Genomic DNA, 16,129 nt, shown 5'->3' on the forward strand with positions numbered 1-16,129 from the left:
CTATTGCTAAACTTCTGCAATCTTTCAAAATAATTTCAATTTCTTTATTAAATTCCATTTATGATTTTAAAATAGTATTGTTTTTAGTACGATTTTTCGGTAAAATGTCGGCTAACGTCTTGGCGCTTGCCGTGGTTGCGGACTTTCTAGCAGAGTATTTTCTAACTTAACGAATATATGAATAAAAACGTTAATTCCACTAAACCCGCAATCATGGCAAACGGCTGTTAGCGGTTCGGCAGTTTATTTATTCTAAACGTCTATTCCAAATTATAATTATTGCCTTTTCAATTTCTGCCAAATATTTTATTAATCATCTTCTATTACTTTAAAATCCAAAAAAAAATCGAAAAAATTTCGCTTCTAAAAAACTTCGATTTTCCATTTCAATATTTAGCTAATTTCGTCATTTTTCTTTTTTGTTATCTCAGTAAATTCCAATATTCCAGTTTCCACATGCGACAAACTTAATCAGATTCCAACTTTCAAGTTTCTGCTTTCTATAAACATAATTAACTTCAATTTTCTATCTTAAAAACTCAAAAAAAATCGATGAAATTTATATTTTTAAATTCTAAATATTTTCTATTTTTCTGTGGTTTTATTTGCTCCAACGCTGCTGACCGCTAACGTCTTGGCGCTTGGCGAGGTTGGGGACTTTAAAGCAGAGTATTTTCTGCCGTAACGAAGATATGATAAAAAACGCTAATTCCACTAAAACCCCAATCTCGCCAAACGGCTGTTATGCGACGTTATTTTTATGCTAAACCAGCAACACTAAAAATTTCAATTTTCTTTTGTGTTAAATTCAAGACAATAAAAATATTGCATTTTCCACCATCGTTCATTTCAATAACATTTTTCCTAAAATTTTCTAATTGATATCTGCTTTCACAAAAACTTTTTATAATCACATATTTTTCTCCATTAGCTTTTTTATATCCAATAAGTTGTTTTAGATATCTGCTATATTCGTTTAGATTCTTTCTCTTTTTAAATTCAGGTTTTAGCAAACTTTCAATTTCATAAATATCTTTTTCATTTAAATCGATATTAAGATTTTCATCATTTTCTCTTACATTTTTTTCGTAGTTGAAAACCGCATAATTTTTGAATTTTGATAAATCAATTAAGTTATTAACTTTTAATTTTGTAGAATTAATTTTCATTCTAAACGGTGCATCTCCATCAATAAAATCTATATATCCATTTTTTAGATTTGCCTTATCCGCTCTAATGAACTCAAATCTTGAAGGAAAAAAGTCAAGACTATCATTTTTTATTTTTACGTATCCCTTAAAATTTTCAACTTTATTGTAGTTTTGACCATTCACATTTACATTGAAAACATATGTACTATCAGAGAAAATTTTTAAAGTTAATTCTGTTTTATTAATAAACGAGCTTGTATCGGTTGCAATTAATAACAATTCTTTTGCCCTTTCATTTTTTTTGTGACATGAGAATAACAAGATTAAAATTAAAAACAGGAAAGTTCTTTTGGCCATAATTTTTGATATAATGTCGCATAACGTTCTGGCGCTTGGCGAGGTTGGGGAGTAAAGATGCGAGATTTTTCCATTAAACACAAATTTTCCAAGTACAAAACCATCTTTAAATTAAGCCTAAAACCCCAATCTCGCCAAACGGCTGTTACCTGATGTTTTTTCTATTTAGTTCTGAATATGATTCCATTGCAATTATTATAAGATTAAAAACCAATAAATAATAACCGATTTTTAATTGTTCAATATCTTCAAATATTTTTCCAAGATATGAAATAATTATCGGAATCATTAACATAATCAAGTTCACAACACTTATAATTAAAGTGATTTTCGGCTTTTCTGTGAACGAATAGAATATTAAAATCAAATTTAATAAAATTGAAATCGTAAATGGAAATAATAGCCATTGTGGGGTTTCAATATCTTCAATAAATAGTTTTCCAATTTGGTAACCATTTAGGGTTAATTCTTTTTTGAGTTTTACAAAATCTGTAATGGCTTTTTGCTTTTTTACAGTTAGTTCTGCGAAAGTTAAATTATATTCTTTTCCATTAACTTCTGTTTTAGAAATGCTTTTTACTTCTTCCCATAATGGACTATTTTTCAACATTTTATTTTCAGAAATGTTTTTGTCGGAACAAGTTTGAAAAAAAGGAAGGAATAGTATCAATAAACTAATTATTGAGAGTTTTTTTAACATATCTTATGGTCTTTTATTGTTCATTTTTAGTTGTTTACGCTAAAATATCAGGTAACGTCTTGGCGCTTGCCGAGGTTGGGGACTTTTGAAACCGAGTATTTTCTGCTTAACGTAAATATAGTAAAAAAACGCTAATTCCACTAAAACCCCAATCTCGGCAAACGGCTGTTGGTAGCTGGCTTTTTATTTAGTAAGATAATTTTATCGAATTTGCAAAATCATCCCTAATTCAAAACCAACTTTCAATTAAGTTTATTATATAAATCTATAGTAGTAAACCTTTTCAGCTTCTTAGAAATAAGCAAACTTCATTTGGTTTTACATTTAACTTATAATCTTTAAAATCGATTAATTCTTTTTTAGGTTGGTCTAAATAATATTCAAATTTATTATTTTTAAAATCATATTTATGTTTAACTAAAGCAGTAGATAAATTTAAATTCATTCTTTCAGTATCAATTTTATTGATAAAATTCATTAAAATGTAGATTTCTTTATTTGATTGAATTTTTGTGTAATTTGGTATAGAGATAATATAAAATTCAGTGTATTCAAGCTTATGCTTTGTATAACAATTGACTATTTCTATTTCTATTTTTTTAAAGTCTGAAGAGTCACAAGCTACAACTTTAAAATATTTAGTTAAACTTGAGTTTCCAATGCTTATATGAGATGTTTTATATATTTCATTTTTAACTTTTAAAGTATCAGATTTTATAAAATCTTGAGAATAGATAAAAGGTTTAAAAAACAAAAAGCTAATTATTAATAGATATTTTCTCATTATTTCGGATTTTTAAGCTTGCTACCAACGTCTTGGCGCTTGGCGAGGTTGCGAACTTCGTAACCGAGTTCTTTCGGCTAAGATAGAATATCTTGCGAAAGAAAAATATAAATTAACCACAAAATTCGCAATCTTGCCAAACGGCTGTTGGGTGATGTTTTTTTTTCTATTTATCTTTTAAACTTCATTTTGTTTTCATTTAGTAAAGTTTCTTTTTAAATTTTACTTATGCGGGTTAATTTGATTAGTTTATTTTTAAGATTAGGCTTTTAAACTTTCTAGTTTATAAACTAACTTCCTATTAGAGAATTTTCGAATTTTTTCAGTGTCATTAATAATGAGATTTTATAAAGTAATGATTCAATAAAGTACTTAATAAAATCAATGTTATAAGTGGAAGGAAAATGAGAGAGATTCCAAAAATATAATCTACAAATTTTACTTTTCTATTCTTTGGATAACCTGAACCTAATACTCTTGCACCAAGTTTTTCTCTAAAAGGGGAGTAAGGAAATTTACCTATTATTGGTTTAAAAATTACTCGAAGTATTTCATAATAAAAAATATATAATAATGGTAATAATCCAAATAAAAGATATAAAAAATTCTCTTTCTCTATTAATATTATTTCAAATAATATTCCAAAAATAAAACTTACAACAGCTAATATTATTCTCTTCTTATATCTTTGATTTAACATTGACCTACTAATTGTCGTAACATATGCAGATATTAAAAGAAAAGGAATTATTAGTGCATTCATTTGATTTGCAATGTTTTATATTTATTCTTTCCAAAATATCACCCAACGTCTTGGCGCTACAAGAAGTTTGGGATTAAAGATGCGAGATTTTTCCATTATGTACAAATTTTCCAAGTACAAAACCATTTTTAAATTTAGCCAAATACCCGAATTTCTTGTAACGGCTGTTAGCAGATCGGCTGTTTATTTATTTCGGTTTTCCATTGCAATTCTTTCCAATTGTCTTTTCCAAATTTAGTTGTTTTCTTCTTATGCATATTCTTTTGACTTTAAAAAGCTGAAAAAAAATCGAGAAAACTTCGCTTTTCAAGTTTCTGTTTTTTCCAAACTTTATAAGGTTTCAATTTTAAATTTTATTTTTTGCACAAAATATGCTCGCATAAAATTCAAAAAAAAATCGAGAAAGTTTCGCTTTTCAAATTTTCAATTGTCCATTTTTTTATTCAGCCAATTTTGTCAAGTCTCTGTTTCTCGCAAACTTTATCAAGTTTCAATTTTAAATTTTATTTTTTTGCACAAAATATGCTCGCATAAAATTCAAAAAAAATCGATAAAGTTTCACCTTTTCAAAGTTTCCCCTTTCCATTTCTATATTCAGTCAAGTTTGTTTTTACACAAAATATGCTCGCTTAAAAATCCGAAAAAAATCGATAAATTTTTCGTTTTCAATGTTATAATTTTATAATTTCAATTTATATTATTTTTTTTTCTGTGCGCTCCAATCTGCTGTCTGCTAACGTCTTGGCGCTTGGCGAGGTTGGGGAGTAAAGATGCGAGATTTTTCCATTAAACACAAATTTTCCAAGTACAAAACCAGCTGCAAATTAAGCCTAAAACCCCAATCTTGCCAAACGGCTGTTAGCAGTAGTGCTTATTAGTCGAAATTCTTTTTCATTTCTACATTATGAGCTTTCTGTAATTTTTCCCCAATCTTAATTGCTTCATTTCGGTTGTTTGCAATATACAAAGTTATATGTTTATTATAATCGTCGAACAAATTTATTTTTACCATTTTACTTGACAAAGTTGCAGTTGCGGTCGAATTAAAAGTTCTTCCTCCAATAGTTTGTTTAATATTTGTTTCTACTAAAGCAAAGTAATTTATTTTCGGATAATATTTCCACGATAGACCATAATTTATTCCATACATCGAGATTATTTTTCTGTAGTTTGTTTTATTGAAATTGATTTCTAAACCTTCTGTTGAAATAAAAAATACTCCAACAAAACATAGAAAAACCCAAAGAAAAATATATTGTGGTCCAATTTTAACATTAATGAATATCAAACCAAATATTCCGCAAATCAAGAATAAATTCCCAATGATTTTCTTCCATAATGAAACTTTTTCTACATAAATATAGTTTTCCATATTCTAAATTTCTCTTTATTTTCGGTTTCTGCGGGCGCATTACTGCTAACGTTTTGCGGCTTTGCGAGGTTGCGAACTTCGTAACCGAGATTTTTCGGCTAAGATAGAATATCTTGCGAAAGACAAACTTAAATTTAGCACATAATTCGCAATCTCGCAAAACCGCTGTTGGCAGTAGTGCTTGATTTTAAGCAATATGTCTACAAATTTCCTTGTCAATGTTTGTCAAGTAATTTCTTAAAATTTCAATAAAATCTTTTAAGTCATTATTGGATATGTCTGAAGCTTCGTCATTATGATGTACAACTTTATTTCTTTTTACAACAATTGTATTTATTATGTCTTTTTGTAAATTAAACGTTTCGTTTTTATCTAACGGAATACCAAATTTTTTAAAAAGGTCTCTTGTTTTGAAAGGATTGCCAGATATGTATTCGTCAAGTTCCTTCTTTTTGAGTTTAATTTTCAAATGCTCAAACTTATATTCTGTTTCTTTAAATTCCTTCTCAATGTTAAGTGTCCACTTAATAAGGTTATGAGGTATTTTCGTCGAATCAAGCCTCAAATTCACATCATCAATAATAACCATTAATGCATCCTTTAAGTATGACTCCAAATAAGCACACATCATTACTAAGAAAGACTTTGTGAAAAAATTCACGTTGTCTACAATAAACTTATCAGGCTCGTCTGATATTAGTCTTTTGTTAGTTTCATCAATAATTTCTACAAGCTTTGTATATTGTTCCATATAGGAATCTAAATATGAAGATTTATCCATTTAAAGTTGATAGTTTTTCTTTCCAAATATTTCTTCTTCTATTTATTGATGATTTTTGTTGTAAACCTCCAGATAAAGTCTTTGTGAAATTAATGTCGTTACACAATTCTTCAAATAATGATTTTATTCTTGTTTTGTTTTCTATTAAATTTTCCAAGGAATAATCTTTTAAACTCCACATCATAAGGTCGTAATAAACTAAACTCTGTTTTGCCTTTTGTTTTGTAAGGTCTATGAAAGGATTTCCATCAAATACAACCATACATTTTTCTAATGTTTCATTAAATAAATTTCTAAGTGCGTCAATATTTTCAGGTTCCAATTTTTGATTGATTAGACTAAATTTGTCAAGATATTTTGATAGTTTGTCATCATAATCAGAGAGGTCTGTTTGAAAAGCAAAAAATCTTAGAATCATTTCTTCGTTTTCACGACCATCTTTTACTTTTAATCCTGCTTCACCTTTACCAAAGTTTTTTATAAATTCTAAATCACCTAACTCAATGAGTAAATTATCTAATGAACCAGGATAAATAGCGTGTCTAATTTCTTGAGCAGTTAATTCAACTGCACCCTGATTTAGCCTTGCAAATATTTCTTGAATTAATTCTTTTGGATTTTCTTTTCTTAGAATAATACATCTAATAGTTGTATTTTCTAATTCATTTTTTAGTTCTCCTAATTCTGAGAATAATTTTCCTTCCAACTCTATCATAATGCTAAGACCTTCAAGCCTAAATTCATCATTAAAGAAATTTTTAATTGTCGTTATTCTTTGAACTCCGTCAATTACTTCGTGATAGCCTTTATCATTTTCAGCAAAATAGCAAGCCGGAAGCGGAATTCTCATCAAACAAGATTCAATAAATTTAGAAGCTCTTTCATTTCCTTCTTTATCCCATTTATACTTTCTTTGAAACTCAGGATTAAGAATCAATTTTGGTGGTTTTGAAGTGGACCTTTGAACTAAAGTTTCAAAAGGGTAGTCAATTGGATAAAGATTAAATGTTTTTTGTTCACTCATTTTTTCTGAATTATTTTAATTTTGTTTGTCTTTTTTTTGCGTTCCGACCGCATTACTGCCAACGTCTTGGCGCTTGGCGTGGTTGGGGACTTTTGAAACCGAGTATTTTCGGCTTAACGTAAAGGTAATAAAAAAACGCTAATTCCACTAAATCCCCAATCACGCCAAACGGCTGTTACCTGCTGGTTTTTTTATTTAGTATTCTTTTATAAACAAGTAGTTTATTTCTAACTCCATCTTTGTTTCGAACTGGGTTATAAAGGCCTGAATTTTCAAGCATCATTATAATTGTCATTATTTCATCTGCATTCAGTTTGTGAACTGTTTTGCCAAAATAAAATTTTGAAGCATTTTTTAATCCAATATTATTATTTCCAAAATCATAATGTATTAGTAAAAATTTTAAACATTCGTTATTCGAAAATTCCTTTTCAATTTTTAATAAATATATTTTTTTTGTCAAAGAAAACCCGTGTCTGTATGGACCAATATATGTAGTTGCTGTTTCACAATTACATCTTCTTTTTTTTACTACTTTGTAAATTTTATTTTCAATATTTATTATTGATTTAAAATTTCTATTTCGACTTTCTTTTAAAGCGTTTGTCAAATAAACAAATTCTTCATTTTTAAACATCGGATTAAAATCACTTAACAAGAAACTATAGGTCGCAAAAAGCGCAACAATAATTAATACAATGATTTTAAATGTTTTTTTCATTTTAAGGTATTGTTTTCAGCGTTTTTTCGGCAAACTAGCAGGTAACGTCTTGGCGCTTGGCAAGGTTGCGAACTTCGTAACCGAGTTCTTTCGGCTAAGATAGAATATGTTGCGAAAGAAAAATATGAATTGACCACTAAATTCGCAATCTCGCCAAACGGCTGTTATGCGTTCGGCAGTATATGTTCTATGTTTGTCTATTCCAATTTATTCCAATTGGCTTTTCCAAATTTAATTATTTTATTCAGTTTTAAACATCTATTTTGATCTTAAAAATCTAAAAAAAAAATCGCGAAAATTTTACTATTCAAGTTTCTAATTTGCATTTCAATATTCAGCCAATTTTATCAAGTTTCTGCTTTCCACAACCTTAATCAGATTCCAATATTCAAGTTTCCACATTCTATTAACTTAATCAGATTCAATTTTCAGGTTTCTGCTTTCCACAAAGTTGATCAAGTTTCATTTTCCACTTTTAAAAAGGTAAAAAATTCGATAAAAAATTTCGCTTTCAAAGTTTTGCATTTCAGTTTTCAAGCTTTAATTTCTTCTTTTTCTGTGCTATCCAACCTGCTGACGCATAACGTCTTGTGGCTTGCGGAAGTGGCGAACTTCGTAACCGATTATTTTCGGCTAAGATAAAATTTCTTGCGAAAGATAAACGTGAATTTACCACATATTTCGCCATTTTTGCAAACCGCTGTTATGGGCTGTGTTTTTATTCCGTTCAATTCAAATTCTGTTTCGTTTTCGTTTTTTCTCTTACATCATAAACATTCCAATTTCCACTCATTTTTTTCTTATCGTAATTTATGGAAAATCTAAAAATTTTGTTTTCAAAATATATTTTTCTGTATCTATAATCATAAAGTGAACCACTTGTTTCTCTCCATTCACTTACCACTTTTTCGTTATTTGAGTTTGTGTAAATTTTTAAATCTTGCCAAATTGGATAATAGTTAGATGTGACAAAGAAAACTGTCCATATACCATTTAAAAGATATAAAGCGAAAACTATAAACAATATTATTCGAGTTGTAAGTTTTGAAACTTTTCCGCTCAAAGTTTTTGATAATTTTAAAAGTTTGTAAAATACAAATAGAACAATAAGAATAGCTATGATATTTGCAATTCTGTCTAAATTAATATTAAAAAACTCAAAAGGCAAACCAAAATAAAGCGCAATAATTAAGATTACTATTGAACTGAAAATTATTGTAAGTTTCTGATTCATTTCTGTTTAGTTTTTTTTGGCAACATAGCCCATAACGTTTCGCGGCTTGCAGAAGTGGCGAACTTCGTGACCGTGATTTTTCGGCTAATATTAAATTTCTTGCGGAAGATAAACGTGAATTTACCACATATTTCGCCATTTTTGCAAACCGCTGTTAGGCGAAGTACTTATTTATTAACTTTTTTCCAATAATCATATATTCCTTTTTCCTTGAATATTTCAATTTGATGTTTGTCATAATTGTCTTTGGAGAATTCTTTTTCTTTTATTAGTATTGGTTTACTTCCAGAAGTTTCATTTCCGTTTAATACACTATTCAATAAGGTAAGAAGTAAAATATCAAAATCAGTTCTATCTTCTTTAATTAGCATCATCTGATTCCGATTCATTGTAAATGCAAAAAAGTCCGCTACCTGAATTAATGGATTTTCAGAAGAAGATTGAAATAACATAAAATTGTCTTTTGATAATTCTTTTAAAGTTGGTATTTCAGTTTTATGACCAGGTTTATTTAACCCTTGGTCTATAATAATTTCAAAGTTATCTTTTAGATTATTTTCTTCGATGAAATTTTTAATCCGTTGGAATAAAAAATCCAATGCAATTTCATCTAATGATTTGTTTTTTTTATTTAAAAGTCCATTTTCCTCTAAAGTTCTTGGTGTAACTGTTTGTAAAAAGAATGGTAAACTATATTTATTGAAGCAATCCGTTACGTCTTTTATTATTGAAAGAACAGTTTCCGTATCAAGAGATTTATATTCTTTTCGTCGATTAAGTAAATCTGTAAAATGAAGTTCATTTATTGGATTCTTAGAAGAAGAATAGTTTGATATTATTGAATTTATATCACATATAATATTTTCTCTTATTTCAGATTTAATAAAAACTGCAACATAAGTTTTTCTATCATTTTTTAGAGTAATAGATTCAGAAATATTTCCTGGAGAACCAGTTTCATCAATGGTAAATAGATGTTTCATATGTTATTGAATTTACGCTTTTTTTTTTGTATTTCGCCTAACGTCTTGGCGCTTGACGTGGTTACGGATTTTCTAGCAGAGTATATTCTACCGAAACGAAGATATGAATAAAAACGTTAATTCCACTAAACCCGCAATCACGGCAAACGGCTGTTAGCGGTTCGGCAGTCTATTTATTGTAAATGTCTATTCCAAATTATAATTATTGTCTTTATAATTTCTGCCAAATATTTTATTAAGCATCTTCTATCACTTTAAAATCCAAAAAAAAATCGAAAAAATTTCGCTTTTTAATCTTCTATTTATCATTTAAATGTTCAGCTAATATCTTCATTTTTCTCTTTTGTTATCTCGATAAATTCCAACATTCCAGTTTCCACATACTACAAACTTAATCAGATTCCAACTTTCAAGTTTCTGCTTTCTACAAACATAATCAACTTCAATTATCAATCTTAAAAACTCAAAAAAAATCGATGAAATTTATATTATTAAATTCTAAATATTTTCTATTTCACTCCAGTTTTATTTGCTCCAACGCTGGTGACCGCTAACGTCTTGGCGCTTGGCGTGGTTGGGGACTTTTGAAACCGAGTATTTTCGGCTGAACGTAAATGTAATTAAAAAACGCTAATTCCACTAAATCCCCAATCACGCCAAACGGCTGTTAGTGGCTGGCTCTTTCACCGTTCAAATTTTCAAGTTTCTGCTGTCAAATTCCAATTATTAAGCTTCTATTTTTTAGTTTCAAATTTAGCAACTTTCTGCTGTCAAATTCGAATTATAAACATCTATTTTTAGATTCCAACTTTCAAGTTTCTGTTGTCACATTCCAACTTTCAAGTTTCTACTTTTCAGATTCCAATTTTCAAGTTTCTGCTGACAAAATCCAACTTTCAAGTTTCTGCTTTTCAGATTCCAATTTTCAAGTTTCTGTTGGCAAAATCCAACTTTCAAGTTTCTACTTTTCAGATTCTACTTTTTCAGTTTTTTGTGTTAAACATCAATTTTTCAAGTTTATATCATTTCAAAGCTTCGCAATTGAAAGTCACATTTTAAACCTATAAATAAATTTAAAATACTGTATTTTAGTTAATTACGTTCTGTTTCTTTTGAGCTTGCCACTAACGTTTCGCGGCTTCAAGAAGTGGCGAACTTCGTAACCGCATATTTTCCACTAAGATAATATTTCTTGCGAAAGAAAAACGTGAATTTACCACATTTCTCGCCATTTCTTGAAACCGCTGTTAACTGCTGGCATTTTAAACGGAATGTTGAAGTTCAATTTCAGGCATTTCGTCGTAAGTTCTACCATTAAGTATTCTACCATTTGCTTTTTTATTTTTTCCGCCCCATTGTTTAAAGAAAAAAGCAACACTTTTCTCTTTACATTGTTCTTGAATGTCTAAAACCCATTCAGCATCCATTTTTCTTGGTTTGTGTCCACTTTCTCCACCAACAATAACCCAATCAATATTTTCTAAATTAATTTCGCCCAAATGAGCAAGTAAAGGTTCTAGTGATAAAAATTTGACACGAGCATTTATTTTTCTCAAGTCGTCAATTCTATGTTTTTCTTTTGCATTCTCAACAGAAACTCCCATCCAAATATTATGTGTCCATTTCAGTTCAGTATGCAATTCTAAAAGTCTTTCTGCTCTTTTGGTTAAAACTTGAAAAACGTGTTGAGGATTGTCGTTCATCACTTTAAATACTTTTTGTATAAATTCCAATGGAATTTCCTTATGAAATAAATCGCTCATTGAGTTTACAAAAACCACTTTAGAATGTTTCCAAGTATAAGGAATTTTTAAAGCTTCTTCGTGAGTGCGAACTTCAAAATTATCTTTATATTTTTCAACTCCCATTGCTTTTAGTCGTTTTGACATAATTTCTGCGTAACAGAATTTACATCCTGTAGAGATTTTTGAACATCCAGTTGTTGGATTCCAAGTCATTTCTGTCCATTCTATGCTAGATTGTGCCATATTAAGAAGCTTTATTATATTTTGTCACAATTTCATTTGCGACTTTTACAGCTGATTGATTGTTTGAAACCATTAAAAAGTGAAACATTACTGAATTAGAACTATTTTTCAAAATATAAGGTTTTGATACAAACTTAAATAATTTTTTTAGTCTTTCACTATATAATTCAGCTGATTTTTCGATTGCTTGCTGTTCCTTTGTTATTTTTATTTCATCGCCAAAAAGTGTTGGTATTACTTGTTCATTATAAAAATGTTTTCTAATATCTTCTTGATTCATTCCTAAAAAAATTTCAAGTTTAGACAACCAAGCATCAGAAATTTTCCCGTCTTTTTTTAATAATCTATTTACGCCCATTCCAGTTGGAATAAGTATCCAAGCATCTACAGATAATTTCTCTAATGTTACAAGTGAACTCCAATTTAGTTGCATTCCGCAAGGATCAATATAAGCTAGAGTTTTATATTTTTTTCCTTTTTGACTAGTTAGGAAAGTGCTCATTGATTGAATTTTTTCATTGCAATCGGTTTCAACAATATGAATGTTTTTGTTTGGAAAAACGTCAATTGTGTTTTGTTTTAATAAGCTAATATTGTTAGATTCTTTTTCAACAAAATAATACAAATCGAATGCTCTTGGATTTTCAATTTCTAAAATTCTAGAAGCTGCACCAACAATCATTTTTAAATTTTCTTCATTTCCTTTTTTTATAAAACCTCAACCAGCAAAACCATCAAAATATAATAATTTCCAATCATACTTTACTGTAAAAACTTTCATTATTGTTAGATATGCTTTTGCATATTCTACTAAAATTTCTATTTTGTTTTCTGTCCAATCTCCTCCAAATTTATTCATAAAAAAAGGTGTTTATCATTTTCGGTATACGTCGCGCGATGCTTGCAGTTAACGTTTCGCGGCTTTGCGAGGTTGCGAACTTCGTAACCGAGTTCTTTCGGCTAAGATAGAATATCTTGCGAAAGATAAACTTGAATTTACCACATATTTCGCAATCTTGCAAAACCGCTGTTAGTGGTAGTCATTATAAATATCGCTCAATTGCTTTATATTTTACACTATCTTCAAATAGCTCTGATATATTATTTTTAAACTTTATTTCATTCTCATCTATTTCCAATATGTATGGTTTTACCCATTCAATTTCTTCAAATGAAAAGCCATATCTAAGAAGCCATATCTCAACGATATCGTTTGTGCCGTATCGAATATAATTAGCAAGTGATAGCGCTTTAGAGTCTGAAGTTCTATTATAATATAATTCAAAAGCTGCCGAAAGTGGATCTTTTAATGAGAGTGAGAGTACTTTATCTATGTAATCATATGTGTCGTAAATTAATAAGTCAAAATCAATTTCAGTTACGCTTTTATAACCAAATAACGGAATTGGAACTGGAAATCGGCTATTAGGTAATGTTTCTGCTATACACGAAAATTTGATTTGCTTATTGACTAATTGACTACGATATTCTTTTCTAGATATTTTTCTATTTTTTAAATCTCGGCTTAATCCACGTCTAAAATCACGTTCGGATAAATAAGAATATCGCAACGATACTATTTCAGAAAAAGACTTCCCCTGAATATGCCAAAGTAAAATAGGAATTGCTGTGTCGAGTACAGATATTTCACCTCTAGTTAGTTCTGTTCTACGTAAGTGACTAATGAAGATATTAGCTAAACGGCGTCGAATTTCTCTGCGAATAGCAATTGAAAGATCATGATAAGCTCGTCCGCTTAAAGGAACGCCTTTAGAGTCAATAAATGAAGAAAGAATAAATTCGATGTCTTGATCTAAATTACTTGAATTTAGACGTGAAACTTGTTCAGTTGTTAGGTTTAAATTGTTATCAAATGAATCATTTTTAATAGCGTTTATTATGTCAATAAAATCCTCGTCAACATTTTCAGCTGTGCTATCAAGAATTGATTCAGTCTCCAAATATGAATCTGATTTAAGTCTTTCTATAAACCTGTTTTTATTTGCACTATTAATAATTACATAGCCATAGTCATAATTGTTGGGTAACTTACTCGTCCTACCAGCTCTTCCGATTAAATTTTTTAAGTTTAATTTTTTTTGGTCTTCGGTCCCTGTAAATCGAAAATTATTAATCCACACAAGATCAAATGGCATATTAATTCCTTGAATGAGAGTTGAAGTTGAAAAGCACATTTGTGCGTGGTTTTCATTTACAAACCTTTCTATAATTGTTCTAGCTTTCAATGGGATTGATCCGTGATGTATAACAATGCCAACGCGCATCAAAAACAACATAAGAGATTTTTTCTCTTGATCTTCACCAAAATAGTTTTTTAATTCATCTATATGTTCTAATGCCCTTGGGTCTGTAACTTCCTTGCAAAGTGCAATGTATTTTGAATATGTTTGCAGAAATGTTTCATCATATATTTTTGACTTTGCAATATAGATTAGGGCAGTTTTGCCATTAGAAATTGAATCAGAAATAATGTCGCCAGAATATTCTAATTTCCCTCGTGACTGATCATTATAAGGTGAAAAATATTTAAAAGTATCATTACGATATTCGATAAATATCTTTCCCACTGCTTTTTGATCATAGGCTTCAGAATTACCATTTTGGAGATTATGTTTTTGTAATTGCGCTTCTGGGTTTATAACAAATGGATGTGTGAACACTTTTTTTACATTTGGGAATTTTTTATCAATTCGCCTTACTAAAGAATCAAATTTCATCCCTCGAATCCCTTCTTCAGATAACTGAGCTTCATCAAAAAGTACTAACTGTAGATTAATTTTTTCTTCGTACTTAAAAAGTTCATCGCCACGCTCTGGCGTAATAATAAATATTCTCCTAATTGTTTTGCGAATATTGACAAAATCAATAAAAGGTAAAACTAGGATTTCGTTTGGTACTAAATCCTGAATTTTGATAAGATATTCTGATAGTAAGGCACGAGAAGGCACGACTATTATAATGTCACCTTTTATATCTTTTATAAGTTCCTGAAATAAGTATGACTTTCCTGCACTAGTTGGCGCCGAAAAAGAAAAGTTATCAAATTTTTGGATGGAGTTAAATGCGTCTGCTTGGACTGGTGTAAAGTATCTGCCAGTTTGCTCAAATATCGCGTTAGCATAATCCCAATAAATTTGATCAAAAAAAGTTTGAGGCTCAGTTGTTTTGTAAAAAAGCCCCATTAAAAACATTAGCTTTTTTTCAAAATATTGAAATTCATTTGGCGCAAATTTTTTAATATAAGAAAGGGTTTCAAGGTGATCAGAATTTATAGGTCCTTCGATATGAAATTCATTAAGAATGTTAGTTACCAAACTACTATCTAATTGTCCAATGGAAAGTGATTTATTTAACATATTTCAACTGCAATTAAGTAAAGCTCATTATGTTTTATCAATTCATCGACAATATCGGATTCTAACGCATTTTTAAAAATTGTATCAATATCTTTTGCGTTGAAAGAAAAGGCTGCTGCGTATCCTCTCATTCCAGCCAATATATTTTTTTCACATTCATCATCCATAAATGGTCTAAACGTTTGCACTTCAGCAATTTCTTTTTTTAAAGTTATAAACTCGCCAATTTGATCTAATGCTATTGCTCGAGGTGTACCATCTAAACTAAACTTAGCTTCTCCAAATACTAAAAATCGTTTAGAGCTTAGTGTATGAAAGTCAAACCCTGGATTGCCTGATACTTTTTCTTTTAGTAGTTCAGCCAAAGGAATTTTAATATGAGAGAAATTTGTTTCAAGTACACTTTGTCCAGCATAAGAAACAATATATTCTCCAATATCCTCATTTACGGTTGAAGTTATTCCTGCAATAATCTGGTTTACAATTTTATCAATTGTTCTTTCTGAAGTCGCGCGAAAAATCTCTTGTGAAAGCGCGTCTAATTTATCAATCCAGCTTGTATCAGCAATAGTTTCATGAATTTCGTCGACAATACTTTTCAAATTAGTAATCTGGACATGGATACAATTTACATCACATGCACTAGAAGAAAAATCTCTATAAGTAGATACGGGTTTAGTAATTAATTTCAAAAATTGCTAATTTTATGCAATATTGTCAATTTAAAAGTCAATTCCTATTAATATATACTATTTTTCCTATGGTGCTGTAAAGTCCTGAAATAGGTTGACACATTTTTACTGTGTTTTCAATTCAAATTTAGATAAATAATTTCTTTATTCCTACGATAGGATTTGTATGGAATGTTAGCCTTTATATGAACACTAACAGGAG

The 16,129-nt window shown here is 29.3% G+C and carries 15 protein-coding genes; all 15 read right to left on the bottom strand.

Annotated elements, in window-relative coordinates; all coding sequences use genetic code 11:
- Positions 1-758: 758 nt before the first annotated feature.
- A complete protein-coding gene (locus tag J3S90_RS15405; RefSeq protein WP_210646921.1) occupies positions 759-1,508 on the bottom strand; it encodes a hypothetical protein in 750 nt (249 codons plus the stop codon).
- 145 nt (positions 1,509-1,653) lie between these two features.
- Positions 1,654-2,208: a hypothetical protein gene (locus J3S90_RS15410; RefSeq protein ID WP_210646922.1), complete on the bottom strand. Its 555-nt coding sequence runs from the start codon at positions 2,206-2,208 to the stop codon at positions 1,654-1,656.
- Between the two features lie 283 nt (positions 2,209-2,491).
- The gene (locus tag J3S90_RS15415; protein WP_210646923.1) at positions 2,492-2,962 is read right to left on the bottom strand and encodes a hypothetical protein; all 471 of its coding nucleotides are present in this window, start codon (positions 2,960-2,962) and stop codon (positions 2,492-2,494) included.
- Positions 2,963-3,323: 361 nt separating this feature from the next.
- Entirely contained in the window at positions 3,324-3,755 is a 432-nt protein-coding gene (locus tag J3S90_RS15420) for a hypothetical protein (RefSeq protein ID WP_210646924.1), read from the bottom strand.
- A gap of 874 nt (positions 3,756-4,629) precedes the next feature.
- Positions 4,630-5,127: a hypothetical protein gene (locus tag J3S90_RS15425; RefSeq protein ID WP_210646925.1), complete on the bottom strand. Its 498-nt coding sequence runs from the start codon at positions 5,125-5,127 to the stop codon at positions 4,630-4,632.
- 187 nt (positions 5,128-5,314) lie between these two features.
- A complete protein-coding gene (locus tag J3S90_RS15430) occupies positions 5,315-5,908 on the bottom strand; it encodes a HEPN domain-containing protein (RefSeq protein ID WP_210646926.1) in 594 nt (197 codons plus the stop codon).
- Positions 5,901-6,932, bottom strand: coding sequence for a DUF262 domain-containing protein (locus tag J3S90_RS15435; protein WP_210646927.1), 1,032 nt, complete (start codon positions 6,930-6,932; stop codon positions 5,901-5,903). Before J3S90_RS15435 ends, J3S90_RS15430 begins: the two co-directional genes overlap by 8 nt.
- A gap of 175 nt (positions 6,933-7,107) precedes the next feature.
- A complete protein-coding gene (locus J3S90_RS15440; RefSeq protein ID WP_210646928.1) occupies positions 7,108-7,653 on the bottom strand; it encodes a transglycosylase domain-containing protein in 546 nt (181 codons plus the stop codon).
- A 727-nt stretch (positions 7,654-8,380) separates the two neighbouring features.
- Positions 8,381-8,887 carry a hypothetical protein gene (locus J3S90_RS15445; protein WP_210646929.1) on the bottom strand — a complete coding sequence of 169 codons (507 nt, stop codon included), beginning with the start codon at positions 8,885-8,887 and terminating at the stop codon, positions 8,381-8,383.
- Positions 8,888-9,054: 167 nt separating this feature from the next.
- Positions 9,055-9,870 carry a DUF3800 domain-containing protein gene (locus J3S90_RS15450; RefSeq protein ID WP_210646930.1) on the bottom strand — a complete coding sequence of 272 codons (816 nt, stop codon included), beginning with the start codon at positions 9,868-9,870 and terminating at the stop codon, positions 9,055-9,057.
- 1,262 nt (positions 9,871-11,132) lie between these two features.
- Positions 11,133-11,858, bottom strand: coding sequence for a DUF5131 family protein (locus tag J3S90_RS15455; RefSeq protein WP_210646931.1), 726 nt, complete (start codon positions 11,856-11,858; stop codon positions 11,133-11,135).
- A 1-nt stretch (position 11,859) separates the two neighbouring features.
- Positions 11,860-12,540, bottom strand: a complete 681-nt coding sequence (gene tcmP, locus J3S90_RS15460) for a three-Cys-motif partner protein TcmP (RefSeq protein ID WP_210646932.1) — start codon at positions 12,538-12,540, stop codon at positions 11,860-11,862.
- Between the two features lie 36 nt (positions 12,541-12,576).
- Positions 12,577-12,717 (bottom strand): hypothetical protein, encoded by a 141-nt coding sequence (locus J3S90_RS15465; RefSeq protein WP_210646933.1) that lies wholly within the window; start codon positions 12,715-12,717, stop codon positions 12,577-12,579.
- Positions 12,718-12,901: 184 nt separating this feature from the next.
- Positions 12,902-15,235 (bottom strand): DEAD/DEAH box helicase, encoded by a 2,334-nt coding sequence (locus tag J3S90_RS15470; RefSeq protein WP_210646934.1) that lies wholly within the window; start codon positions 15,233-15,235, stop codon positions 12,902-12,904.
- Positions 15,229-15,927, bottom strand: a complete 699-nt coding sequence (locus J3S90_RS15475) for a hypothetical protein (RefSeq protein WP_210646935.1) — start codon at positions 15,925-15,927, stop codon at positions 15,229-15,231. The genes J3S90_RS15470 and J3S90_RS15475 overlap by 7 nt, the downstream gene beginning before the upstream one ends.
- Between the last annotated feature and the right edge of the window lie 202 nt (positions 15,928-16,129).

Source organism: Flavobacterium flabelliforme (genome assembly GCF_017948675.1).
GTDB lineage: Bacteria > Bacteroidota > Bacteroidia > Flavobacteriales > Flavobacteriaceae > Flavobacterium > Flavobacterium pygoscelis.